This window comes from Erythrobacter sp. S227 (assembly GCF_057364925.1).
The window spans coordinates 2,108,470-2,132,554 of record NZ_CP200280.1 but is presented as its reverse complement, the minus strand read 5'-3'; the positions used below and the strand labels follow the sequence as shown (position 1 = coordinate 2,132,554).

26 protein-coding genes and 1 tRNA gene are annotated in these 24,085 nt (G+C 60.2%); 22 read left to right on the top strand and 5 right to left on the bottom strand.

Annotated features, from left to right (window positions below; genetic code table 11):
- Window positions 1–10 precede the first annotated feature (10 nt).
- The 16 genes from fliF (at window position 11) to AC0V6Q_RS09905 (ending at window position 14,819) form a co-directional block, all read left to right on the top strand.
- Window positions 11–1,798, top strand: a complete 1,788-nt coding sequence (gene fliF, locus AC0V6Q_RS09980; RefSeq protein WP_486169292.1) for a flagellar basal-body MS-ring/collar protein FliF — start codon at window positions 11–13, stop codon at window positions 1,796–1,798.
- On the top strand, window positions 1,798–2,847 hold the full coding sequence (locus AC0V6Q_RS09975) for a flagellar motor switch protein FliG (protein WP_486168228.1): 1,050 nt from the start codon (window positions 1,798–1,800) through the stop codon (window positions 2,845–2,847). Before fliF ends, AC0V6Q_RS09975 begins: the two co-directional genes overlap by 1 nt.
- Complete coding sequence (locus tag AC0V6Q_RS09970; RefSeq protein WP_486168227.1) at window positions 2,831–3,658, top strand: FliH/SctL family protein; 828 nt, start codon at window positions 2,831–2,833, stop codon at window positions 3,656–3,658. Before AC0V6Q_RS09975 ends, AC0V6Q_RS09970 begins: the two co-directional genes overlap by 17 nt.
- A 10-nt stretch (window positions 3,659–3,668) precedes the next feature.
- Entirely contained in the window at window positions 3,669–5,036 is a 1,368-nt protein-coding gene (locus tag AC0V6Q_RS09965) for a FliI/YscN family ATPase (protein WP_486168226.1), read from the top strand.
- Window positions 5,029–5,490, top strand: a complete 462-nt coding sequence (locus AC0V6Q_RS09960) for a hypothetical protein (RefSeq protein WP_486168225.1) — start codon at window positions 5,029–5,031, stop codon at window positions 5,488–5,490. The genes AC0V6Q_RS09965 and AC0V6Q_RS09960 overlap by 8 nt, the downstream gene beginning before the upstream one ends.
- Window positions 5,491–5,583: 93 nt before the next feature.
- Window positions 5,584–7,476 (top strand): hypothetical protein, encoded by a 1,893-nt coding sequence (locus tag AC0V6Q_RS09955; RefSeq protein ID WP_486168224.1) that lies wholly within the window; start codon window positions 5,584–5,586, stop codon window positions 7,474–7,476.
- Between the two features lie 34 nt (window positions 7,477–7,510).
- Window positions 7,511–8,089 (top strand): flagellar basal body-associated FliL family protein, encoded by a 579-nt coding sequence (locus tag AC0V6Q_RS09950; protein ID WP_486168223.1) that lies wholly within the window; start codon window positions 7,511–7,513, stop codon window positions 8,087–8,089.
- A complete protein-coding gene (locus AC0V6Q_RS09945; protein WP_486168222.1) occupies window positions 8,086–9,033 on the top strand; it encodes a FliM/FliN family flagellar motor switch protein in 948 nt (315 codons plus the stop codon). The genes AC0V6Q_RS09950 and AC0V6Q_RS09945 overlap by 4 nt, the downstream gene beginning before the upstream one ends.
- Window positions 9,030–9,626, top strand: coding sequence for a flagellar motor switch protein FliN (locus tag AC0V6Q_RS09940; RefSeq protein WP_486168221.1), 597 nt, complete (start codon window positions 9,030–9,032; stop codon window positions 9,624–9,626). The genes AC0V6Q_RS09945 and AC0V6Q_RS09940 overlap by 4 nt, the downstream gene beginning before the upstream one ends.
- Window positions 9,623–9,925 carry a flagellar biogenesis protein gene (locus AC0V6Q_RS09935; RefSeq protein ID WP_486168220.1) on the top strand — a complete coding sequence of 101 codons (303 nt, stop codon included), beginning with the start codon at window positions 9,623–9,625 and terminating at the stop codon, window positions 9,923–9,925. The genes AC0V6Q_RS09940 and AC0V6Q_RS09935 overlap by 4 nt, the downstream gene beginning before the upstream one ends.
- 2 nt (window positions 9,926–9,927) lie before the next feature.
- On the top strand, window positions 9,928–10,722 hold the full coding sequence (fliP, locus tag AC0V6Q_RS09930) for a flagellar type III secretion system pore protein FliP (protein WP_486168219.1): 795 nt from the start codon (window positions 9,928–9,930) through the stop codon (window positions 10,720–10,722).
- Window positions 10,723–10,734: 12 nt separating this feature from the next.
- The gene (locus tag AC0V6Q_RS09925; protein WP_486168218.1) at window positions 10,735–11,007 is read left to right on the top strand and encodes a flagellar biosynthetic protein FliQ; all 273 of its coding nucleotides are present in this window, start codon (window positions 10,735–10,737) and stop codon (window positions 11,005–11,007) included.
- A gap of 15 nt (window positions 11,008–11,022) precedes the next feature.
- Window positions 11,023–11,826: a flagellar biosynthetic protein FliR gene (locus tag AC0V6Q_RS09920; protein ID WP_486168217.1), complete on the top strand. Its 804-nt coding sequence runs from the start codon at window positions 11,023–11,025 to the stop codon at window positions 11,824–11,826.
- Window positions 11,827–11,829: 3 nt separating this feature from the next.
- Window positions 11,830–12,966 (top strand): EscU/YscU/HrcU family type III secretion system export apparatus switch protein, encoded by a 1,137-nt coding sequence (locus AC0V6Q_RS09915; protein WP_486168216.1) that lies wholly within the window; start codon window positions 11,830–11,832, stop codon window positions 12,964–12,966.
- Window positions 12,967–12,978: 12 nt separating this feature from the next.
- The gene (fliD, locus tag AC0V6Q_RS09910) at window positions 12,979–14,430 is read left to right on the top strand and encodes a flagellar filament capping protein FliD (protein ID WP_486168215.1); all 1,452 of its coding nucleotides are present in this window, start codon (window positions 12,979–12,981) and stop codon (window positions 14,428–14,430) included.
- Between the two features lie 14 nt (window positions 14,431–14,444).
- A complete protein-coding gene (locus AC0V6Q_RS09905; protein WP_486168214.1) occupies window positions 14,445–14,819 on the top strand; it encodes a hypothetical protein in 375 nt (124 codons plus the stop codon).
- On the opposite strand, the gene AC0V6Q_RS09900 is transcribed toward AC0V6Q_RS09905, so the two are convergent.
- Both AC0V6Q_RS09900 and nhaA read right to left on the bottom strand, forming a co-directional pair.
- Window positions 14,816–15,688 carry an alpha/beta hydrolase gene (locus AC0V6Q_RS09900; protein ID WP_486168213.1) on the bottom strand — a complete coding sequence of 291 codons (873 nt, stop codon included), beginning with the start codon at window positions 15,686–15,688 and terminating at the stop codon, window positions 14,816–14,818. The two genes, AC0V6Q_RS09905 and AC0V6Q_RS09900, sit on opposite strands and share 4 nt — an antisense overlap.
- A gap of 4 nt (window positions 15,689–15,692) precedes the next feature.
- Window positions 15,693–16,913 (bottom strand): Na+/H+ antiporter NhaA, encoded by a 1,221-nt coding sequence (gene nhaA / locus AC0V6Q_RS09895; RefSeq protein ID WP_486168212.1) that lies wholly within the window; start codon window positions 16,911–16,913, stop codon window positions 15,693–15,695.
- A gap of 235 nt (window positions 16,914–17,148) precedes the next feature.
- Here nhaA and AC0V6Q_RS09890 point away from each other — a divergent pair, with 235 nt between their 5' ends.
- Window positions 17,149–17,658, top strand: a complete 510-nt coding sequence (locus AC0V6Q_RS09890) for a flavin reductase family protein (protein WP_486168211.1) — start codon at window positions 17,149–17,151, stop codon at window positions 17,656–17,658.
- A gap of 28 nt (window positions 17,659–17,686) precedes the next feature.
- On the opposite strand, the gene AC0V6Q_RS09885 is transcribed toward AC0V6Q_RS09890, so the two are convergent.
- The gene (locus tag AC0V6Q_RS09885; protein ID WP_486168210.1) at window positions 17,687–18,100 is read right to left on the bottom strand and encodes a PaaI family thioesterase; all 414 of its coding nucleotides are present in this window, start codon (window positions 18,098–18,100) and stop codon (window positions 17,687–17,689) included.
- 259 nt (window positions 18,101–18,359) lie between these two features.
- Here AC0V6Q_RS09885 and AC0V6Q_RS09880 point away from each other — a divergent pair, with 259 nt between their 5' ends.
- Together AC0V6Q_RS09880 and AC0V6Q_RS09875 are read left to right on the top strand one after the other, a co-directional pair.
- Window positions 18,360–19,925: a YadA-like family protein gene (locus AC0V6Q_RS09880; RefSeq protein WP_486168209.1), complete on the top strand. Its 1,566-nt coding sequence runs from the start codon at window positions 18,360–18,362 to the stop codon at window positions 19,923–19,925.
- Between the two features lie 25 nt (window positions 19,926–19,950).
- On the top strand, window positions 19,951–20,556 hold the full coding sequence (locus AC0V6Q_RS09875; RefSeq protein ID WP_486168208.1) for a hypothetical protein: 606 nt from the start codon (window positions 19,951–19,953) through the stop codon (window positions 20,554–20,556).
- Between the two features lie 110 nt (window positions 20,557–20,666).
- Here AC0V6Q_RS09875 and AC0V6Q_RS09870 read toward each other — a convergent pair.
- A tRNA-Leu gene (locus AC0V6Q_RS09870) sits at window positions 20,667–20,753 on the bottom strand.
- 209 nt (window positions 20,754–20,962) lie between these two features.
- Here AC0V6Q_RS09870 and AC0V6Q_RS09865 point away from each other — a divergent pair.
- Entirely contained in the window at window positions 20,963–21,205 is a 243-nt protein-coding gene (locus AC0V6Q_RS09865) for a hypothetical protein (protein ID WP_486168207.1), read from the top strand.
- Window positions 21,206–21,248: 43 nt separating this feature from the next.
- On the opposite strand, the gene AC0V6Q_RS09860 is transcribed toward AC0V6Q_RS09865, so the two are convergent.
- Window positions 21,249–22,214, bottom strand: a complete 966-nt coding sequence (locus AC0V6Q_RS09860) for a zinc-ribbon domain-containing protein (protein WP_486168206.1) — start codon at window positions 22,212–22,214, stop codon at window positions 21,249–21,251.
- 164 nt (window positions 22,215–22,378) lie between these two features.
- On the opposite strand from AC0V6Q_RS09860, the gene ftsE reads away from it, so the two are divergent.
- A complete protein-coding gene (gene ftsE / locus AC0V6Q_RS09855) occupies window positions 22,379–23,131 on the top strand; it encodes a cell division ATP-binding protein FtsE (RefSeq protein WP_486168205.1) in 753 nt (250 codons plus the stop codon).
- Window positions 23,128–24,072: a cell division protein FtsX gene (locus AC0V6Q_RS09850; protein ID WP_486168204.1), complete on the top strand. Its 945-nt coding sequence runs from the start codon at window positions 23,128–23,130 to the stop codon at window positions 24,070–24,072. Before ftsE ends, AC0V6Q_RS09850 begins: the two co-directional genes overlap by 4 nt.
- Window positions 24,073–24,085 lie beyond the last annotated feature (13 nt).

The window sequence follows — 24,085 nt, the reverse complement described above, 5'->3', positions numbered from 1 at the left end:
GGTGGCTGAGATGAATGTCCCTGTTCCTGCGCAAGGTGCGATACCCGTTGGCGACCCCGCAATGGGTGGTCCGGCGGCTGGCGCAAATGGCTGGCCAGCGCAATTGAGCGCTTTCACCAGCCAACCTGCTTTCAAGCGCGCGCTGCCCGGCCTTATCGGCCTCGGGGCGGTTGCGGCGATAGGAGCGGTGTATCTGGCGATTTCCAAGCCGCCCCAGCGCATCTTGTATTCCAGTCTTAATGACACCGAGCGCGCGCAGGTTGTGCAACTGCTCGAAGCGGGCGGGATTGGCTATAACATTGATCCCAACACCGGCATTCTGACGGTTGCCGAAACCGATCTGCAGCCTGCCAAAATGCTCCTTGCAGGAGAGGGCGGAATTGCCGCGCCTTTGGGGGCAAGTGAGATGCTCGATTCCATCCCCTTGGGTTCGAGCCGGACGCTTGAGGGCGAACGATTGAGGCTTGCGCGCGAGCGCGAGCTGACCCTTACCATTCGCGAGATTGACGCGGTGGAAAGCGTGCGCGTGCATCTGGCGACGCCGGAACGCTCGGTCTTCGTGCGCGAGAACAATCCGCCCAGCGCCAGTGTGATGTTGCGCCTCGCCAGTGGCCGTTCGCTTGCCCAAAGCCAGGTCGAGGCGATCGTCAATCTCGTCTCAGGCTCGGTCCCCGGCATGACGCCTGACAATGTGCGCGTGGTCGATCAGAACGGGCGTTTGCTTTCCGCTGTGCGCGCAGACACCCTCGACGGATTGCTGCTTCAGCGCGAATTTGAAGCCAAGCTGCAAGAGCAGGTTTCAAGCCTTCTTACCCCGCTTTTGGGAGAGGGAAATTTCTCCAGCCAGGTGCAGGCCGAACTGGTGCGCGAGGAAGTGACCTCGGCGCGCGAAACCTATGATCAGGAAGGCGCGGTCCGTTCTGAAAGCGAGCGCAATTCTTCCCGGATCGCGCAGGTCGGACCGGGCGGGATTCCTGGCGCTGCAACCAACACGCCGCCCGATGATCCCGAGCTTGTCGAAGGGCCGCCCGACCCCGAGGCGCAGGCAGGCGCGGACGCGCAAACCCCGCGCGACACCGAAAGCGCGTTTCAGCGCAATTACGAGCTTGGCCGCGAAGTGGCGGTGACTTCCGCGCGGCCCGGCGGGCTTGTGAAACTTTCGGTCGCGATTGCGGTAAGCGAGACGGCGTTGGAGGCCGCGGCCCCGATGACGGCAGAGCAATTGCAGACTTTGGTGAGCGCCGCCGTTGGCGCAGATGATGCGCGCGGCGATCAGGTCGAGGTGGTCGTTGGCGCGTTTGACAGCACCGAAATGCCCGTGCCCGCATTTTATGAGCAATCCTGGTTTGCGCAGGTTCTGCGAATTGTTGCAGCCCTTATCGCGGTGCTTCTGGTCCTGCTTCTGGCTGTGCGCCCTCTGATCAAGGCGGTCAAAGGCCCCGATGATGAGAAGGACAAAAAGGGCAAGAAAGCGAAGAAGGATAAGGGCGACGGTGATGCCGCGCTTGAAGATGGCACCGGGGACGATGGCGAAGAGGACGATGTTTCGGACCCGGGCGCAGAAGGCGGTGAGAGCGCACAGGATCAGGGCGCGAAAGCCATTGCAGGCGAGGTTCTTGTCGAGGTCGAAGGCGCTGAGCTTACACCGGAAGAGATGTTCAACCAGCGCATCGAAACCGCCCGTCAGCTGGCTCTGGCACAGCCCGAGCGCGCCGTTGAAGTGCTTAAACGCATGATCGACGAGCCTGAAGAGCCGTCTGAAGAGATCGCCGCAGAAGCCGGGAAGGAGGCATCGTAATGGAAGATGATGATGCCGGACGCGAAGACGGCGAACTGCTCGATGCAGCGCCGCGGCCAATCCTCACCCGCGTTCAGCGCGTGGCCATTTTCCTGATGTTGCTCGACGACGAAGAGGCAGCGGCGCTTATGGCGCGGATGGAGCCCGACGAGCTTGAGCTGATCGGGGCGACCATGCTCGAAGTGGGCGAGATCAAGCGCGAGATGATGAACGAAGCGCTTGAGGATTTCGTGAGCGAAAGCAAGAGCGACCGCATGCCTGTGCCCGACCGCAAGGTGCAGGTGCGCGAAATGATGGAGCGTTCGCTCGGGCCGACCAAGGCCGAAAGCATGATGCTCAAACTTGATCCTGATCCGGGTCCGCGCAGTCTTGAAATGGCGCGCTGGCTTGCGCCTTCGGTTCTGCTCAAACTGGTCGAGGATGAACATCCGCAAGTCATCGCAGCGCTCCTGCTTATGCTTGAGCCTGAACCGGCCGCAGAAGTCTTGTCCAGCCTGCCTGCTCCGATCCAGTCGGTGGTGGTGGAAAAGGTCGCCACTATGGGCCCGGTGTCCCAGCAAGCAATTGATATGATTGACAAGCTTTTGTCACAGCGCATCGGGGCAAACTTTGGTCCAGCAGCCCTTACGATTGGCGGGGCGAAGGATGCAGCGGCGCTTATCAATGCAGGCGCGGGCGATCTCAAAGGCACCGTCCTGCCCGCCATTGCCCAGCGCAATGCGCCATTGGCAGAGCGTATCGAAGAGGAGCTCTTCACCTTTGAAATGCTGCTTGAACTCGACGCCAAGACGATGGGCCGCATCCTTCGCGATGTCGACAATGATGCGCTTATCGATGCGCTCAAGGGCATAGAGGAAGCCAGCCGCGATGTGTTCTTCCGCTGCATGTCCTCGCGCGCTGCCGATGGCATCAAGGACGAGATCGAGATGCGTCAGCGTCTGAGCAAGAAGGACGTTGAAGAGGCACAGCGCAAGATCGTGCAGCTCGCCCGCCAACTGGCCGAGCAAGGCGAGATTGACCTTGGAGGCGGTGATGGCGAATTCATCTGATTGGCTGACCGAGCTTCTCGAGCGCCCCTTGTCCGATGCCACGGACAATGCCCCTTCACCGCTCGGCTGGCTCTCCGATTTCGGGGCCACGCAAGAGGCCGGTTTTGTCGAAGGGATGCCGTTTGGCAGGAGGCCTGTCACAGAGCCCGAGGCGATCCGTGATGTGGACACTGTTCCGGAACCCTCTGCGCCTGTGCCAGCGGAAATATCGGACGCAGATACCGGCGATGCGCTCGAAGATATCTTGCGCAAGGCCCTTTCGCGAAACGGAGCGGCGGAGGGCGGCGATCAGCCCGCTGAGGCAACCCCGGAAGCCGAACCCGAACCCGAACCCGAACCTCAACCAGACCCTGTTGCCGAAGCCTTCGCGAAAGGCGAGGAGGCCGGGCGACAGGCGGCGCTGGCCGAGCACGAGGCATTGACCGCGCAAAAGCTGGGCCTGCGTCAAACCTTCCGCGCCCTTGATCAAGCGGCCATGGACGCGCTTGCCGCCGAACTTGCCGAGACGGTCATTGCCCTGTGTTCGCAGGCCCTCTCTGACTTTGTGCCGAGCCCTGATGCGTTGAAGGCGCGGTGCCTTGAGGCGGCGAACAGGCTGGGATCGGGGGCAGAGGGGGCGACCCTCTACCTTCATCCCGATGACCTTGCCTTGATCGGGGAAGATGAACTGGGCTCCTCGAAAATCATAGGCGATCCTTTGGCTGAACGCGGCGGTCTCAGATTTGAAACCGTGGACGGCTCAGTCAGCGACAGGCCGTCCGACTGGCGCCGCGCGATTGCAGCGGCAATCCGCGGCGAAGGCTCGGGTTAGGCACGCAAATATGCTCGCAGAACTTCAGATCGAACTTGCCCGCCACCGCGCTGCCCGGGTGGAGGTTGGACCTGTCTTGTCGGGCAACGTTGTCGCCTGCGACGGGGGCCTGATCGAGGTGTCGGGCCTTGCGCTTCCGATCGGTTCATTGGGCGCGATTGCAGGCAATGACCGGTCACTAGACAGCCACGAAGCCTTGGCCGAGGTGATCGGCTTTCGCAGCGGACATTCGCTGATGATGCTGCTTGGCGATACGCAAATGTTGCGCCCGCAATCGGCGGTGCGCGCGGTGGGAATGCCGGGAATGGTGCGGGTGGGCGAAGCCTTGCTGGGCCGCGCGGTTGATGGTCTGGGAGAGCCGATAGACGGCGGGCCGCCGCTCGACCTTGCGCAAAGCTGGCCGCTTGGCGGCAAGCGTGAAGGCGCTCTTGAACGCGCTCCTGTCACCCAGCCGTTTGATTGCGGCGTGCGTGCGATCAACGCTTTGGCGACCATGGGGCGCGGTCAGCGTGTCGGCGTGATTGCAGGTTCGGGCGTTGGCAAATCGGTGTTGCTCGACACGATTGCAGGCGAGGCCGAGGCCGACATCACAGTGGTTGCAATGATCGGGGAGCGGGCGCGCGAGGTTTCCGATTTTGTCATGCGGCATATGACCGATGCACGGCGCGGGCGCATGGTCGTGGTCGCGGTCCCCGCCGATCACGCGCCCAATCTGCGACTTCGCGCCGCGCAATATGCAAGCTCTATTGCGGAGTATTTTCGCGCGTCTGGCAAAAGCGTGATGCTTGTTCTCGATAGCCTTACCCGCGTTGCCCATGCAGCGCGCGAACTTGCGCTTCTTCTGGGAGAGCCGGGAGCAGCGCGCGGTTATCCGCCCTCGGCTCTTGCAGCGATAACGCGGCTGGTGGAGCGGGCGGGCAATTCTGCGGCCTCGGGGGGATCGATCACAGGGGTCTATACCGTGCTTGCCGATGGCGATGATATGAACGATCCGGTCGTCGATACAGCGCGCGCGATCCTTGACGGGCATATCCTGCTTTCTCGTGATCTGGCGCAGCGCGGCCACTATCCTGCGATTGATGTCCCCGCATCGCTTAGCCGGGTGATGGACGGCGTGGTGTCAGCCGAAATTGTCGAGGCGGCAAGGGGCCTTCGGTCCCTTATTGCGGCGCGCGAAGACAATCGCGATCTGGTCATGATGGGCGCGTATCGCGCAGGCTCCGACCCGGCATTGGACCGCGCGCTTGAACACGCACGCGCGATTGACGGTTTCTTGACCCAGGGCCGGGGCGAGGCCTTCGGGCTTCAGGAAAGCCTGGCCGCGCTGCTTGCCCTGACCGAGCAAACCCAAACCGTAAGCGCCCCTCGACATGGGTGAGGACAAGCGGCTCAAGATCGCCAAAAGGCAATTGGCGCTGGCCCAGATTGCGAGGCGCGAGGCGCGTTTTGCTTTGGCCAATGCTTTGGCTGAAGAGGAGCGCAGCGGGCAGATCCATGCCCGGGCACAGGACCTTTTGAGCGAATATGCAAAGCGCGTGATCGAGAGCGATACCGCATCATTAAGCCAGACATTGCAGGCCAATCTGGCCTTTGTCCGCTCGCTTCAGGTGATGGCTGATGATGCCCAAGGTGCGCATAAGGATGCAAGCGATCAGGCGCAGTGGCAAATGCGCGCGCTTGCTGCGGCAGAAACGCGAATGGACGCGCATGAAAGCCAGGTGGGCGAGGAAAAGCGCGCTCTGGCTGACCTTAAATCCCGGCGCGAGGTTCCACCTGAACTGACGGGCGCAGCGGGACTGGCACGCAAGTTGCAGAAACGATCATCACAATAACCATCGAAGGGGTGAGGCAGGCGCTGACGCGTGCTTGCCAAGCCTGATGGTCAACTTTGATCGTTCGTAACGCCAGCCCCGAGGACAAATGCCTTGATCTCTTTGCCATCCGATTTCACCGCCGCGCCCGTTCTCCCTTCGCCCGGAATTGCTCCCAAGGAGTTGATTGGAAATGCCAATTTCCCGCAGCTGCTCGGAGGGTTTCAGGCGGGTACGGCGAATGCACAAGAGGTGTCAGCGCGGGTGAAGACCGGCCTTGATGCAGGCAAAGGCGCAGGCCCCGCCTCGCTGGTCAAAGGACAGCACCCTGCCCCTCAGCTTTCCGGCAATCTGCTTCCCGGATCCGGCACCGCATTGCCGCTTGACCAGAATTTGGTGCCCGAGGATGGGAAGGGTTTCAAGATAGAAGCCGGTGAGGCTTTGGAAACAGCGGATCAGGCGCAGTTCGACTTGAGTGCGCCTTATGCAGTAGCAGTCGAAACGGCGTTTGCAGCGCAGCTAGCGACTCAGCCAAGACCCGAGGAATCTATCATCGGGCGAGATTCGCCCGCGCTTGGTCCGGTTGAAGTCACAAGACCGGATGGCGCCGCCGCCGCGCCGGCCGCAAGCGAGCTTGCGAGAGTGCGTGATGGTTTTGCCTCGCCGCAGGGTGAACCCGGAGGCGTGCGCGACAAAAGCCCCGATCTGGGCACCATATCCACACGGATGGCTCCCCAGGCGGATGCGCCCTTGACGGGTTCCGCAGTGAGGACACAGCGCACCGATCCGCTCTTGCCCCAGGCGATGACACCGCAAACAGAAGGCCCGCGCACCACTCCAGAGCAAAGCCCCGCCCAAAACCCCGCTCAGCCCCTTACGCAAACTCTCAGTCCAGAGCGCTTGGGAACGGTTGCCGGGGGTGAACGATCCCCAGAGCGAGAACCAGATGCGACACGCGGCGGCGGCGACGCAACGCCCTCAGCCAATCCGAAGGAGCAGGTCCAAGCGGTCGTCAGTCCCGTGGCCCCGGCACAGATTGCCAACAAGCCAATCGAGGACGCAGATCGGCCATCACGCGTTTTTCTTGCCGCTGGCCAAGTGGTCCAGTCCCAAGCGCTCCCCAGCCGCTCTATGCCGGGCAATGATGTGCGCGCCGCGCCCGACACATCTGGCTCCCGCGGCGCTCTGGTACCCGGCGAATTAACCCAAGGCTCAAAGGGTAATCCTCTGCAAGCTGCAGTGTTAAATGTGAAGGGCGAAGTTGATCCCGACATGCACCGCGTACCGCTGCCTGCTGGTCCGACCAGCGGGGGAGCGGCTGCCACCACGGCGCAGGCCGTACCGCCCGCCCTTGGAGAAACTGCTTCGCCGCAACCGCCCGCATCGCAACCGCCCGGATCGCAACCCCAGGCCGCCGTTGTGCCTGCTGCAACCCAACCCAATGCGCCAGCGCCCGTCACTGACACCGGCGCTGTTTTCCGGTCAACACCGCAGCTCGAGAGCGCGATCGAACAGCTTGCCGAAACCCGCAGCGCGGCGCAGGCGAACAAGCCCGAATTGACCGTTCGCCATCAGGAATTTGGCGCAATTACGATGAGGCTTGATACCACGGCGGGTGATCTACGCGCCACGCTATCCGCGCGCGATCCAGGCTTCGTCCCCGCAATTCAGGCAGCGCTTGCGGAACGCAGCATTGCCGCAAGCAGTGATGCTGCGACCAGTAATTCCAGCAAAGGCGGTGATCAAAACGGATCGGGTTCTGATCCGCGGGGCAACCAGCAATCCGGCTCCTTTGCCGGGTCGTATGGACAAAACCATGGCCAAGGGTGGGGTTTTGGCGCCGGCTACGGGTCTTCCACAGGGTCGGGTCAAGGAACGTCTCAACCATACCCGGGGCAAACCGGTGACCGAGACGAAGAATCCGGTTCTGACCTTGGCAATCGTGGGATGGGCCTCGGGAGGGGCAGGGGCGATGGACCGGAAGGAGAGGGCGAAATCTTCGCCTGACCCGCACCAACATCAAAGCAGGAAATGACCTTACATGGCTGACGCAAAACCTGAAGAAGACGGCGACGCCAAAAAAGGCGGGAGCGGTATGAAGATGATCATCGGGATTGTCGTTGCCCTCGGCGTTGGGGCAGGCGGTGCCTATGGCGCCTTTGCCGCAGGCCTGATCGGTGATGGCGGTGATGGCGGCCCCAACCACCCTGAACTGGTGCGCAAAGGGGACGCGGAACCCTATCCTGTGCCAGGCGGTGACAAGGACGAAGGCCCCATCGTTTATGGCGAGGGCGGCAACGAGTTTCGCACCGCCTATTACACTTTCGAAGACAGCTTCACCTCAAACCTGGCGGATTCGGCGGGGCTTATTCAGGTGGAACTGGCCGCCTCGACCCAGCGCGACGGGCGGGTCCTCCAATGGATTCACAATCACCAGCTGGCGATTCGCTCTGCTATTCTGGTGCAGCTTGCGGCAACCGCTGAACAGGACCTCTACACTCTTGAGGGCAAGGAGGCTCTGGCCAAGCGCCTGACCAAAGCCATCAACACCGTGCTTGAGGAAAAAGAGGGTTTTGGCGGCGTTGAAAACGTCCACTTCAAGGGGCTCCTTGTCCAATGAATATGGCAGGCACCTTTGCGGATGATTTTGCCTTTGCGCGTCCCGTTGCCCGGCACTGCAACGAGCTCACATGGCGTGGCCCGCGCCCGGGAGAACGCGACGGCGTGATTTCGGCGTGGGTGCGCGATCTTGCAGGTGAACTGGCTCAGGAACTGGGACAAATCCTCCAGGGTGACAAACTCGAAGCGACGATAAACGGTCCGCAAGAGATGACGGGTACCGAGGTGTTCGAGAAAATCGGGCCGGTTGCCGTCAACAGCCTGCTGCGCATCGGCTCGCGCGACAAAACCGTCTTGCTCAGCCTCGATTATGCCAATGCTATTGCCCTGACGGACCGTTCCTTTGGAGGCGAGGGTTCGCTGCCTGACAATCCGCCATCGCAATTGCCGCGTTCGGCGGGCCTTCTCATTGAACAATTGGGGGCTCAAATCGCGCAGGTTCTGGATATGGCACGCGGCACAGGCGAGCCTGCGCGCGGCGATGTTCTGGTGCGCAGTGAAAGCGTCGTGCGTCTCAAACCCTTTAACGCCGAAGCCGGGATTTCGGTTCTGGAACTAACTTTGGCTCAAGGTGCATTTGCCGAATGGAAGATGCTTCTGGCGCTTCCTGGCGAACGGCTTGACGAGCTGTTGCCCAAGACAAATTCCAACCGGTCGAAGTCTGATGAAAAATCCTCGGGAAGCGGCGATCCTTACAGCGGCGTCCCGTTGTCGGTTGAAGCGGTTTTGAGCGAGTTTGAAATGCCTCTGGCGCGGTTGCAATGCCTTGCTCCGGGCGACGAGATTTCGCTCAATATCCCGCGCGAATTGCAGCTGCGTATTGGCGCAGATGTCTTTGCCTTCGGAGTGCCGGGCACACGTGAAAACCAAATGGCGCTGCGCCTGACCAGCGTGCCTCACCGGCATGCCGGACCACGCGTCTCGTCGATGGAGAGCGGATCATGAGCGCGCTAAGCCATACACTTAATCCGGCGCTGCAACGTCTGGGCGAGGTTTCGGTGCGCCTGTCGGTAGAACTTGGCCGCACGCAGATGGCGCTTAAAGACGTGCTTTCGCTTGCTGAGGGGAGCATTGTGTCTCTCGACAAGCTCACCGATGAATTACTCGATATTACCGCCAATGGTCAGGTGATCGCGCATGGCGAAGTGATCGCGCAGGACGGCAAATTCGCGCTTCGTATCGTCAGCCTTGCGGGCGGGGACGAAGTTGTGCGCCCACGCCACGGAACATCAACGCCCCGACCTGCGCCGGCCAGCGCTTCGGCGCACGATGCTCCTGCCAACTTTGCACCCGAAGTATCCTCGTCCAGCGCGCCGCGTGCCGCGGCTGGCGCTGAAGAGTTCGCGACAGCAGCGAATGGCGAGACAGTGCCCGCCGGAGATCCATCGAGCGAGCCGGCCTCTGCCCCTACCTCTGCACCTGACGCTAACACATCTGATCCTGGGCCTGATTCCGGAAAAGCCGAAGTCGACCCGCTGCTTGATGCCCTGGATGAACTGACAGATACGGTTCCGCCTGGGGAAGACGGCGCGGTATGATGGTCGACTATCTCCTGCGCCTCGCGCTTCTCTTGCCGCTTCTGGGGTTGATGATCTGGGGCAGCTTGAAGCTTACCCGCTATCTGCAAACGCGGCTTGTCGGCATGGGTAGCGGTTCGGGCTCGCTCGAGCTGGTGGAGACCAGCCTGCTTGCGCCCGGCCTCAAACTGGCAGTGGTGCGGTTTCATGGCCGCGAAATCCTGCTGGGATGTTCGCGTAACGGCATCGTCCGCCTCGGCGAAGCGCACGCTTCTGAGCGATGCGAAACCGCGCGCCTCCCGCAGAAATCGGACGTTTAGTCATGCACGCTTTCGCTCGCATTATCGGCGTCTTGGGCGTTGCTGCGTTAACCATGTTTTTCGCAGGCCAGCCCGCGCTTGCCGCAGTGCCGCTGGCGGAACCCGATAGCGCAGGCATTGGCAGCGCGATTGAGCGCGCGCTTGGCGCAGACGGGGCGGGCGAGGACACTCCCTTAAGCTTCTCGATCCAGCTGCTCATGCTGATGAGCCTCCTCACGATCCTGCCTTCGATCGTTTTGATGATGACATCGTTCCTGCGCATCCTGATCGTGCTCTCGATCCTGCGTCAGGCTTTGGGTCTGCAAGGGTCGCCCCCGACACAGGTGTTGGTAGGTCTCTCGCTTTTCCTCTCGCTTTTCATCATGGCGCCAACACTAGACATGGTGAACACGGTTGCGATCGAACCCTATGCCAGCGGCGCGTTGGAAGCCGATGATGCGATTGCGGCGGCGGGCGAGGCTTTCCACGAATTCATGCTGCGCCAAACGCGCGAGGCGAACCTCTTGATGTTTGCCGATATCGCAGGGGTGGGACAGTTCGAAAACGCCAAGGATGTTCCCTTCTCGATCCTGCTTCCCTCGTTTGTGACAAGCGAGCTTGAGACCGCATTTCAGATCGGCTTTATGATCTTCCTGCCGTTCCTCGTGATCGACCTTGTGGTGGCAAGCGTCTTGATGAGCCTTGGCATGATGATGTTGTCGCCGACCATCATCTCGCTTCCTTTCAAGCTGCTTTTGTTTGTCCTTGTTGACGGCTGGTCGCTCTTGATGGGCAGCCTTGCGATGAGCTTTGGATAGGAGCGGGGAGCGATGCAGGAAGACGCGCAGCTTTTGGCTTTGGCCGACCGCACCTTGTGGGTGACCGCTTTGATCGTGGGACCGGTTCTCGTGGCTGCTCTGGTCGTGGGCCTGATTGTCGGAATCATTCAGGCGGCGACTTCGGTGAACGAGCAAACGCTCACCTTTGTGCCAAAGCTTGCGATTACCGCGCTTGTGTTTGTCGTTCTGGGCGGCACGATGATGGCGCTTTTGGGAGATTTCACGGTCGAAATCTTCGCTCAGGTCGCTGGCATGAGCGGATAGGGCGAAAAGCGGCCCATGACCTTTCTCGATCTCGGCTTTGATACGCTTCTGGAGCAGTTGTGGCAGCTTCTTTTCCTCTCGATCCGGTGCGGGGCGGCGATGCTGGCCGCTCCCATGGTTGGCGGCATGGTGGTCCCCGCCACCGCGCGCGCCATGGCCGCCTTCGTCATTGCGGTCTTCGTAGGGGTCTGGATACCGGTGCCGCAGCTTCCCGATATGCTCAGCTTTGCAGCGATCCTTGCGGTGATGCAGGAGGTTGTCATCGGGGCAGCCCTCGGCTTTGTCCTGCAAATCGCCTTTGCCGTTCCGCTTATCGCGGCAGAGCAAATCTCGGGCACGATGGGCCTTGCGATTGCGACCTCGATTGACCCCGCAAGCGGCGCGCAATCGGGCGCATTGGGCAGTTTCTTCGGGCTGATCCTCACTCTGCTATTCTACGTCATCGGCGGGCATCTTTTGTGGTTTCGCCTGATCATGGAAAGCTACCGCTTGTTACCTGCGGGCAGCGGGGGATTTGGCGCGGTCGAGGCGCAGAGCATTGTGCTTTTCGCGGGCTATTGCATCGCAACGGCGGCCGCGATTGCATTGCCGGTGATCCTCGTCCTGCTGTGCGTACAGGTCATCACCGGCACCATTTCGCGCGCCGCGCCAGCCCTGAACCTGTTCGCTCTTGGCCTGCCCGCAGGCACTCTTGCCGGGATCGCCGCGATGATCGTTGCAATGCCGATCTTCGTTGAGCAATTCACTCTCGTCCTTCAGGCAGCGCTTGAGCAAACGGCGGCCATTTTCACGCCCGGTTTAAGCGGTGTCGGGCAATAGCCGATGGCTGAGGAAACCCCGGGCGAAAAGAGGTTTGATCCCACCCCGAAGCGCAAAGCGGACGCGGCGCAAAATGGCGATGTCCTGCGCTCCAAAGAGGTGGCTACGGCTGTTGCCATGCTCACCGGTATCTTCATGATGGCAACTACGGGCCCGTGGCTGATGGACAGCGTCAGGGCGGTCGCGCTTGCCAGCTTTCGGTTCGAACTTGATCGCAGCGCCGAATTTGATCCCGGCATCATCGCCTGGAATGCAGGCGCCGCTGTCCTGCCCCCTATTCTGGTCATCGGATTGACAGTGATGATCGTAACCCTCGCCACCCAATTGCTGCTGGGCGAAGGGCGATTTGTGCCCAAGAACATGAAGCCAAAAGGACAGCGCATAAACCCGCTCAACGGCCTTAAACGCATGTTCGGGTCGCAAGGGCTGATCGAACTGGGCAAGTCGATCCTGAAGCTGGGGCTGCTCGGCACGATTGCCGCCTATTGGATCGTGACCACGCTTGAAAGCCTGCTTGGTCTGGGGCGAGGGTCATTGCAGGCGCAGCTGGCCTTTGCCTGGGAAGCGGGCGGCTCGTTGATCGGGCTGCTGGTCATGGGCCTCGTGATTATCGCCATGATTGATTATCCCATTCAGGCGTTTCAACGAAACAAGCGCCTCAAGATGAGTTTTGAGGACCTCAAGAACGAGAACAAGCAGGCGGAAGGTTCGCCCGAGATGAAAGCGGCGCGCCGTCAAAGGCAGCGCGATCTTTCGCGTGGCAGCGTTGGCAAGGCGATGAAAGATGCGCAATTTGTGGTCGTCAACCCGATGCATTTTGCGGTTGCCATGACCTATGACCCCGATCTTGCGCCTGCCCCTGTTGTCCTTGCCAAGGGGCGCGGGGAAACCGCCTTGGCGATGCGCGAGTTGGCGGGCGAAATGGGGCTTCCCGTGCTCGAATATCCGCAATTGGCGCGCGCTGTGTACTTCACCACGCGGGTGAACCAGATGGTGCGCGAGGAGCTTTATGTCGCCATCGCCGCCCTTGTTGCATTTGTGCTGTCGTTGAAGCGCGGAGAGCGTGTCCCCATGCCGCAAATTGCCGTGCCCGAAGAATTGCACTTCGACACCGATGGAAAGCGTGAAAATACGCCTTAAGCAATTTTTCAAATGGCCGTCCTTGGGCACATGGAAAACCAAGGTTCATCGATCATCACCGCGCTTGGCGCTGGCAGCGGCATTGACTTCATTCAGCTTGCATCGGACCTGTCCGAAGCATCGTTTGAGCCGCGCCGCGCCAATCTGGAAAGTCGCAATGCAACGCTTGAGGCGCAGATTTCCTCGGCGGCCTTGCTGCGTTCCTCGCTCAATGAACTAGCCAGCGCGCTTGGCGACCGGGTGCGCAATGGCGATCTTTCGCCTCGGCCCAGCCTTGGCAATCCGGCGATTGCCGATGTTTCGACCACCACCGGCATTGCGCCGCAAGGCAGCTATTCGCTCGAAGTGACGCAGCTTGCCCAAAGCCAGACGCTTGCCTCGCAAAGCTATGGCGCGGGCACCGACCTGGTGGGCGCAGGCACACTCAACATCCGTTTTGGCACTATCGACGGGGCGAGTTTCACGGCGGATACAGATCAGGACGTTCTGGCGATTGATGTGACAGCCGATGACACACTCAATTCAATCGCCGCCAAGATTTCCAGCGGCAGCGATGGCAAGCTCTTCGCTTATGTGGCGCAAGGCTCAAACGGCGCGCAATTGGTGATCAAAGGAGAGGACGGCGCGCAAAACGGCTTTGTGCTGGAGCCTGTCAGCACTGGCACAGCCCCGAGCGGTGCGCCGGGCAATCTTGACTATCTGGGATGGACCCCTGCGACAGACGCAGGCGAACTGCGTCAGGCGTCGCAAGATGCGATTTTCAGCCTGGATACGGTCGAACTGACCAGTGCGTCGAACACCGTCACCGGCCTGCCGGAGGGCATTGGCCTCACCTTGAACCAAACCAATGTCGGCAATCCGACAACGCTCAGCTTTGACACCAATGATGGCGCAATTTCTGCGGTCATGACCGATTTTGTCGCGGCGTTGAATGACATCGTGCTCTTGCTGAATGAGGAGGCATCGGGCCTTGGCAGCACGCTTGGCAATGATTCAGGGGCGCGCGGACTTCGCGCCGACCTCTCCTCTCTTGCAAGCGAGATTGTGATGCCGGGCGCTGACGAAGGCGAGCCGCGGACGCTGGGCGATCTTGGCCTGTCGATCACGCGCGAAGGGACATTTCAGCTTGATACCGAGCGGCTGAACGCAACGCTTGCTTCGTCGCCCGATGGGGCAGCGGCCATGTTCACAGCCGGCGCTTTCGGCGTTTTTGCAACCATTGACGGATTGGCGCGCGACAACACATTGTTCAGCGATCCCGGCTCTTTGGGCGGGTCGATCACGCGCTATGAAGCGCAGATTGGCCGCAATGAGGAACGGCTCGCGCGTGTGGCCGACAATCAGGAATCCTTGCGCAATCGCCTGACGCGAAGCTTTATCGCAGCGCAAAGCAATGTGACCCAATCGCAGTCGACGCTGAGCTTCCTGCAGCAGCAAATCGACGCCTTTAACTCGTCTAACTAAGGGGGAGCCACGCGATGATCCCTTTGTCACGAGAAGCGGCAAGCGCCTATCGCCGGGTTGATCTGGATGCGCGGATCGAAGCGTCGTCCGGCGAGGATCTGACGCGCATCTGTCTGGAAGAGGCGATCGGCGCCTTGGGTCAGGCTTTGGCGGCGATCGAGCAAAGGCCGGGGCAGGTGCCGCAAGAGCCGCTGTCCCGCGCCCATGGCATCGCGATCTGGCTTGCCAGAGGCGTTTCGAAGGATAACCCGTTAAGCGGTCCGCTCACACAGTTTTACGGCGGGGTGGCTGCAACAATTGCGCGCAATTTGACGCGCAGTTCTCCGCTCGACCTTGCGCGGGCCAGAAATGATCTGAGCGATGTTCTGCGTGCGGCACGCGAGGTTTAACGCTCTATTGCCTCACGGATAATGCGGGCTGCATCATCGGGGTCCTGGAAGGGGTGGAAATGGGTCATGTCTGACCTATCCATATCAATCCCTTTGGGCATGCTGTCAGCAAGGCCCGGCCAGGTAGGCGAGCCTTTGAAGTCGCGTTCTTTCAACCGCATTGCGCGAACCACTGTGGTGGGTATCTGAACGCGGGTTGCCGCGTCCAATGCGGGCGCGCCGGACAGGCTCGACATATACATGCTCGCCTCCATTTCGGGCGCGCAGGAAAGCTCGAAACCGCCGCCTTCGAGTGCGGTGAGGCCGTAGCGGCAGTAGTTTTCAAACACGTCGCGGCGAAAAAGATTATAGGGATCGCGCGTCTCGAACCGCTCGATCATCTCTTCTGGCGAGGCAAAATCGCGCTTGCGCCGTGCTGCGGGATGCATCTGCCCTGCGCCAAACCCCTCGACGTTCATGCCATAGAATTCCGGTGACAGAACCACCGGATCGAACAGGATCAGCGAACGGAACGCATCTGGACGCTCGGCAGCGGCGCGAAGGATGGCGTGGCCGCCCATGGAATGACCCATCGCCGTACCGCCTGAAAGCTCCAAATGGTCGATCAGGTCGGTGAGCTCATCAACGACGATTTGCCATTCATTGAGTGGGCCGCCGGTGGACTGCCCATGGCCGTGCATATCAACCGCGATGACCCGGTGATGGGGAAAATGCGCAGCGATGGCGTCATAACAGCGGCCATGAAAGCCTGTCGCATGCGCGATCAGCAAGGTGGGTGCGGCCTCATCAGCGCACGGCCATTCGTGATAGGCAAGGGTGATGTCGCCCGCCTTTATATGGCGGGTCTCGGGCTGTTGTAACTGGCTCATATGTTCAGGCGCTTTGCCCGCTTGCCGCCTCTTCTGGCAAGCTCTCATCAGCGGCTTTTTCATCGGGAAGCGCGGATTTGAGCATAAAGAACCCAGCGAATGCTGCGACCAGCGATCCGGACAACACGCCCACTTTCACCGCATCAATCAATGCAGGGTCGGTAAAGGCGAGGTTGCCGATAAACAGGCTCATGGTGAAGCCGATTGCCGCGAGCAGCGATAGCCCGTGGATCTTGCGCCAGCCAACGCCCTCGGGAAGTTTTGCAATGCCTGCTTTGACCGCGACCCATGCAAAGCCGACGATGCCGATCTGTTTGCCGATAAGTAGGCCAAGCGCAATGCCCAGTGGCAGCGGTTCAAGCAGGTCTGCGGGTGACAGACCGCCAAGGCTTACCCCTGCATTGGCAAAGCCGAAGATCGGGATGATCACAAAGGCGACCCATTTGTGGAGGCCATGCTCCATATGTTCGAGCAAATGCGATCCGTCGCGCGCGACCATTGGCACCATCATGGCAGCTGTCACCCCGGCAAGCGTTGCGTGGACGCCCGATTTCAGAACGAAAACCCACATGATCACGGTTAGCAGGACGTAAGGGATCGACGAGGAAATCTTGAGCCGCCCGAGGACGAAGAGCAGAGCCAGCATGGCACCGCCTGCGCCCAGCATAGCGACGTCAATTTCCTTGGTGTAGAACAGCGCAATAACGGTGATCGCGCCAATATCGTCGATCACTGCAATCGCCAGCAGCAAAGCCTTCATCGCGACGGGTACTCGGGGGCCCAGAAGCGACAGGATACCAAGCGCAAAGGCGATATCGGTCGCCGCCGGAATGGCCCAGCCGTTGATGCTGTCAGGCGAATTCCAGTTAATCCCGACAAAGATCAGCGCAGGGATCGCCATTCCGCCAACGGCGGCTGCAAGGGGGAGAGAGGCCTTGTCCCAGCTCGACAATTGGCCGGTCAAAATCTCGCGCTTCACTTCCAGTCCGATGAGGAAGAAGAAAATCGCCATCAGGCCGTCATTGATCCATAGAATCAGGCCCTTGTTAATCTCGAAATTGCCAAAGGAGACATTGAGCTTGGTCGAGAGGGTGCCGAAATAGGCATCGGCAAGGGGGCTGTTGGCGATCAACAGCGCAAGACCCGCTGCCACGATCAGCACAATGCCGCCGGCGCTCTCTTGCTTCAGGAAGTCCTTGAGAGCTGTGCTCACCCGGTCGATCATCAAACTGTCCCCAAATTCAGGTTACTTGCATTAAATGTAATCCTTGAAGGCCATCTCGGTTCCAGATCGGCAAAGACAATAGGCTGCACGGCCTAGGCTTGTCGAAACTCTCAGGCAATTAGGGCGGGAACGGGGAGGCTCGCTAAACATTGACATTGGCACAGCTTGCGCCGAACGCGCTTGCAAATGTCCTGGCGCTGGCGAGGACCGGATTTTTACCCATCGGAGCCATTCTTTGCGCGACGTTCAAAACCAGACGCCGCCCACTCCAGCGGACTTTCGCAAAGCCATGGGGCAGTTTCCCACGGGCGTCTGCGTGGTCGCGCTTGAAACTGTTGCTGGCGAAATTGCCGCTATGACGATCAATTCCTTTGTGTCGGTCTCGCTTGATCCCTTGCTGGTGTGCTGGAGCTTGCACAACAATTCGGGCCGGTTTGACCTGTTCGCAAAAGCACAGCGTTTTTCGATCAGTGTTCTGGCAGCAGACCAGGGCGAGCAAGCTGTCGCCTATGCATCGCGCGCCGATTACAGCCCGCGTGAAACCGATTTCGAACGCACCGCCGAAGGGCTGCCCGTGGTTGCAGGCGCGCTTGCCAGCTTTGAATGCAGCGCTCATGCCAATCACCCGGCAGGTGACCACACCATGATCCTTGGCGAAGTCACCCGGATATCGGGATCGGTGGATAATACCGCACAGGCCCTTGGTTTTCACCGGGGCGAGTTTGTCAGCGTCCCGAAGGCCTGATGGTTCGGGCGTTTCAGGCGGGCGCGCTCTAATACAAGATCATCTGGGTGCAGCGAAACAGGGCGCATTTGCGGCCCGTTTCCTTATGCGTCACCGTCGAGGTCCACACCTGCGTTGTTCGGCCAAGGTGATCTGCTTCGGCCCGCCCAATTAAAGTGCCTTCGCTTGCGGTCCCAAGGAAGTTCGATTTGAGTTCAATCGTGGTGTAGCCCTTCGCCCCTTGAGGAAGGACATTGCCCGCAGCAAATCCGCACACGCTGTCCGCCAGAGCGATCATGGAGGCGGCGTGCAGAGCGTTTGCCCCGGACCTCAAGTGGTGTTGCCCGATGACCATCTGCGCCTCGAGCCAGCCTTCGCCCTCGTCAATCAGCGTGATCCCCATATGTGGGACAAGGCCGCCTTTTTCCGGATGAAAGCGCGGATCGTTCTCGGGGTCGCCCATGCACATTCTCCAATCATACGGGTGCCAACTACCGATACGATGGAAGCGGCCCAATAGAAAGGACGCAAAGTCTTGGTAGTGCGTGTGAGGAAAGCCTCTGCGCCGCGCAAAGACTATCCCATCACCGGCGACAGCGTTCGCATCATGACTTCAAATTAACTCTCAGGTTAGCAGAATTTTTAGTCATTCCTCCTATTGCCCTTCGTAGTGATGCGTAACCACGCCGCAAGCCGGTGTGAACTATGTTGAGGAATTCGAAATGAACACAGCCAGTTTTGCCAAATCCGTGCTGCTCACCGGGAGCGCCAGCATTTGCCTCGCCTTGTCAGCCGCCCCTGCAGCGGCGCAATCCGAGTGCGTGGTCGACACCGACGGCGACGGGATCGCCGATGGCGTGAACGGCGCTGACGCAACCCAGCCAGAGGCATTGGCATGCGGTGAGAACGCGGTGGCAACAGGGTTTGGAGCGATTGCAATCGGGACCAATGCGGGCGCTGTTGACGAATCAACGGTGGCGATTGGCGGTGATCAGGACAGCGATGGAACCGGTGCACAGGCCACGCAAGTTGGCGCTGTAGCCATTGGTGCCAATGCAGAGGCGACTGGTTTTGTCTCTACCGCGGTTGGATTTGATGCAGATGCAACGGGTACGTTTTCTGCAGCGTATGGGTTTGACGCTTTTGCTGAAGGAAATCATGCGGTTGCATTCGGATATCGATCCGAAGCTACTGCCGCTCTCGCGATCGCTGTGGGGGATAGCGCAGCTGCCTCTGCCAGAAATGCCATCGCTCTAGGCGGATTTTCACAGGCGAGCGATGAAAGCGCCATCGCGCTTGGCGCAGACCAGGACGGTAATGGCACTGGCGCCCTTGCCAATCAAGTTGGCAGCATTGCCGTCGGTGCAGATGCAGCGGCAACCGGATTTGTCGCAACGGCTGTCGGTTTTGACGCAGATGCGACCGGGACTTTCTCCTCCGCTTATGGTTTTGACGCAGAGGCAAGTGGCAACCACGCAACAGCCATTGGTTACAACGCGGCAGCGTCGGAATCTCTCACAACCGCAGTGGGCGAAAACGCCAACGCAGCCTTCCGTGGCTCCACAGCTATCGGTTCAAACGCAACAACGACCCGCGACAATCAGGTTGTCCTTGGCGGCGCTGGCAGTTCGGTCACGGTCGGGGATCTTGCCGCGAGTACTGCTGCTCAGACGGGAGATGTGTTTGTGGCCACGGTCGATTCTTCGGGAACCTTGGGCCAGGGCGTCAACGTCAATTCCTTCGCTAGCGCTGCCAATGTCGCAGCAAACGTGACAGCTATTGCGGGCCTCGACACACGGGTCAGCACCAACGAGACCGCGATTACCGATCTCGATACGCGTGTCGGCACCAATGAGGGCGCAATTGCTGCCAACACGACCGCTGTCGCCTCGCTTGACGGACGCGTTTCGTCAAACACGGCTGCGATTGACAGCAACACTTCTTCGATAGCGACAAACACTGCCGCGATTGCCAGCCTTCAGACGTCGATGGGCGCGAACTTTTCGTCGCAGATCGATACACTGTTCGGCGAGACTGCGGCCAACCGCGCCGCAATTGACCGCGCGAATGAGGGTGTCGCGATGGCGCTGGCGATGGAAAGCCCGGCTTTGCCCGCCGGCACCAGCTTTGCCCTTTCTGGCGGCGTTGGTGTGTTCGAAGGTCAAGGCGCAGGCTCAATGGCTTTGTCAGCTCGCATCGGCGAGAACGCTTCTGTTTCGGCAGGCGTCGGTGTTGGCCTTGATAGTGGCGAAGTCGGCGCGCGCAGTGGCTTCCAGCTTGCTTGGTAAGCCTTTGGCAGTCTAATCTATTGTCATGATGACAATCCGACTGAAAACCGCGGCGCAGACCGCCCCTGCATTGCATTTTGCGCTTCCTTGGGGCGTGGGCAGAACACTTTTGGGCTTCGCCCTGTTGATCTGCCTTGCGGTGAGCGCAGGGCCGGCGCTGGCTCAGCAGAGCGGAGGCCAAGAGCCGCCCCGGATCGACCGGCAACCGATGGTACAGGTGCCGCCTTCGATAAGGCCCACTCCTGGCCAGTTGGAGCTCTCCAAGCTGCTATGGTCGACGATCGCAGCGGTCGATCATGCCAACCAGTCAGGCAATTATTCGGTCCTTCGCGACATATCGGCGCAAGGGTTCCAGATCCAGTTCGATCCGGCGCGATTGGCCGAACTGTTTTCCGGATTGCGCCGCCTCAACGTCGATTTGTCGAGCGCCTTTCTCGTGCCGCCCACCTATTACGAAGCCCCGCAAATGGTCAGCGAAGACACATTCCGGGCAAGGGGCATCTTCCAATTGCGCCCGATCGCCATCCAGTTTGAGGCGTATTATCAATGGGAAGAGGGGCGTTGGAAGCTCTTCGGTGTCGAGCTTAAACCTCAAGAAATGGCAGTGTCACAGCCTACCGGATCGCAGTAACCGACCGCGACGATCATTGCGCCGTGCAAAAATAGGAGTGAGCTCAGCTTCATCCGTAATGGCGCGCTCCTGAGCGCACGGGGCGAGATCTCTTAAGTTCTTCGAGAAATTGGTGCGGTCGAGAAGACTCGAACTTCCACGGGCGTTAGCCCACAACGACCTCAACGTTGCGCGTCTACCAGTTCCGCCACGACCGCACTCTTTCAGGTAAAGGGCATCGCGTGCATTACGCTACCGCCCTTGGTAGGAGCGCGCCACTAGCAAGGGGTTTCTCCTCGCGCAAGGGCTTTGATGCATGCTTTTGTTGTGAGGCGCGCGATTAACCCGTTCTAGGGGCCTGTCCCGCAGCGGGATAAGGTTTCTGACGGAGTTGCGAATATGGTGAACGCGCGCGTAACCATTTCGCATGAGCCTCACCGCTGCCCTCTTGATTGTTACCCAAAGCGCTGCACCGCAAGCCGCTGAGGCGGCTGCACCAAGAGCGCGGCCAATTGCGGTTCAAGTGCGCGCCAGTGCCCGCGTTCTGCGGCCTGCCCGGATCGATTTTTCGCAGGCTTCAACCATCGCCGGGCAATCGCCTAACGCTGCGGTAAACGGCATCCAGCGCGAGCGCGATGCGGCGGGTACAGTCTGGGTGGAATTCAACTAGAGCCGCTTACCGGTCAATCGGGCGACACTTCGCGTGGTGGCGCTTAGTTGGGCGACCAGCCGATCTCTGCGGCTTGCGCGGTTGGAGGGATGTCTGTGATCGCTTCGGTAACATTCAGGCTTTCGCCCGGTGCAAGCTCGCGTTTGGAAGGGACGACCACCCATGAATAGACATTCTTCTCGCGCGCATCCCGGAACACGATCAAAAGGCTGGGCACGCCGACCGTTTCTTGTCCGACATTGCTGATCGAGCCGCGAACCTGAAAGATTTCCTCGCCGCTTTCGAGCACTTCCTTGCGCTGCTGCGTCGCGGGGAAATCGAGCTCCAAATCGGTTTTGCCAATGCCGAATTCGGGCCGCTGGATGGGAACCCAGTCAGGCAGGCCAAAGTAATTGGCCGCGACCACTGTGCCGGTTGCCAGCATCGCAAAAACCGCAGCTGCAATAGTCCACATCTTGAGCGAGTTGCGCGGCCGCGTGAAAGGCGGGCGATAATCAAAGCTCGACGCTTCGTCATCGTAATCGTCTTGGCTGTCGCTGTAGTCATCGTCTGAACCAAACGCGCTGTCGGCATCATCGAAATAGGGATCATCATCGTCAGAGCCGGCCAATGGGTCGGTGGCCTCTGCAACGCTCTCTTCCTCGGTCTGGTCAGCCGCAGGGGTTTCCGCAGCTTCGGCCGTATCCTGCGCATCGCTGCGCCAGTGATCCACGGAAGGTTTTGGGGCCTCTTGCGACGAGGCCACACCGGTCGCAGACGGTTCAGGTGAAGGATCAGCGGGGCTTGCTTCAGGTGCCGCCGTTGGTTCAGGAGCGGGAGCAGGCGCTGGCGTCGCTACTTGTGCTGCGCCAGTCTCTTTCCTCGGCTCTAGCGGTGCCGGGTCCTGGAACCAGCTGTGCTTGCATTTGGCGCACCGCACAGTGCGCCCTTCCGGCCCGATGGCTGTTTCGGGTACAGCATAGCGTGTTGCACAGGCGGGGCAGGAAATGATCATTGCGATAAATTGCATGAATCACACCGCCCCGCTTCACAAGGGTGTTAACCTGCGCAAGGAGCAAAACGGCCCCTTTTTCCACATAGAAGCACGTTTTGACCCTCGCTTTGCGAAATGCAGTGGGTTCGGCCCTTGCTTGGGCTTCCACAATCGGGGCCGCGCTGATAAATCCGCAAATTATGAGCGACAGGCCTTCGGAAATTGTAAAATTCGACAATGTGGGCCTGCGTTACGGCACCGATCCGGAGGTTTTGACGGATCTGTCGTTCACCCTTTTCCCGGGAAGCTTCTACTTCCTCACCGGAGCCAGCGGAGCGGGCAAGACGAGCCTTTTGAAGCTGCTTTACCTGTCACAGCGGCCATCACGAGGCAGTATCCGCATGTTTGGCAAGGACATGATCACATTGCCGCGCGGCCGCCTGCCCGATTTTCGCAGGCGTCTGGGCGTTGTGTTCCAGAACTTCAGACTGGTCCAGCACCTCTCCGCCTTTGACAACGTCGCATTGCCATTGCGGCTTGCGGGCACTGACGAGGCAAAAGTGCAGCGTTCGGTCACCGATATGCTGGAATGGGTCGGGCTATCCCACCGCTTGCACGCTATCCCGGAGACATTGTCAGGCGGTGAGCAACAGCGCGTCGCGATCGCAAGGGCGGTGATTGCCCGCCCGCAAATCCTGATCGCTGACGAGCCGACGGGTAACGTTGACCCGGAAATGGCGCTCAAACTGCTGCGCTTGTTCGAAGCGCTCAACCACCGTGTGGGCACAACCGTGATTGTCGCAACCCACGATGTGCATCTGCTTAAAAAAGTGCCCGAATCGCTGATCATGCGCCTCAACAAGGGACGTTTGTCCGACCCGACCGGCGCGCTTCGTTACCCGCCTGCTCCCAAAAACAGGCCTAGCGGCGATAGCCTTGGGGCAGGCAAATGAGCGACACTCCCTTTCCCGATGCAGGTCCGGGCATTGACGACCTCGCGCCTGCCAGGGACATTTCGGCCAAGCTTTCGCCTCCTGCAAGGTTAAGCGGGCCGATCCCGTGGGTCATCGCAATCCTGATCGCTCTGGTTGTAATCGCGGCAGCTGGCGGGCTTTCCTTGCGCAATCTGGCCGAGAATGCGCGCGCTGATCTGGCCGATGCCGTCACGGTTCAAATTATCGAAGCAGATCAGGAAACGCGCGGTGTCCAGGCGCAGGCCGCAGCCGAGGCGTTGAGCGCGCATCCGCTTGTGACTTCGGTGCGCGTGGTGCCCGAAGAAGAATTGCAGGCATTGCTTGAGCCATGGCTTGGCGGGGGCGCGGCGAGCGACAATGTGCCAATCCCGGCTCTCATCGATGTAGAGCTTTCGCGCCGCGCGTCCGGTGGTGAATTGGCCCAGCTGCAAGGTGCTCTCGATAGCGCGCTGGAACCGCTTGGCGGGGATGCGCGGGTCGATGCGCAGTCGCAATGGCTAAGGCCTGTTTATGACGCGCTGTCCGCCCTGCAATATCTGGCGCTTGCCCTCATCATCCTGGTCTCGCTTGCCACGGCGGCGGCGGTCTGGCTTGCCTCGCGCAATGCCTTTATCAACCATCGCGAAACGGTCGAGATTGTCCACTTGCTAGGCGGAACCGACCGCCAAGTGACCCGTATGTTTGAACGCGCCGTCATCCGCGAAGCTGCCTTTGGGGCTCTCATCGGGCTTCTCATCGGGCTTGCTGCTGTGTGGCTTCTGGGTCGGCAGTTTGCGAGCCTTGATAGCGGCATGGTGGGCGGCGGCGGGCTTGGGCCTGTCGACTGGGCCATCATTGCAGCCATTCCCGTCGGAGGCGTCTGTCTTGCGCTTGTCACGGGCCGCATCACGATCGGATACGCCTTGCGGTCCATGCTCTAAGGGTCGATGTTGT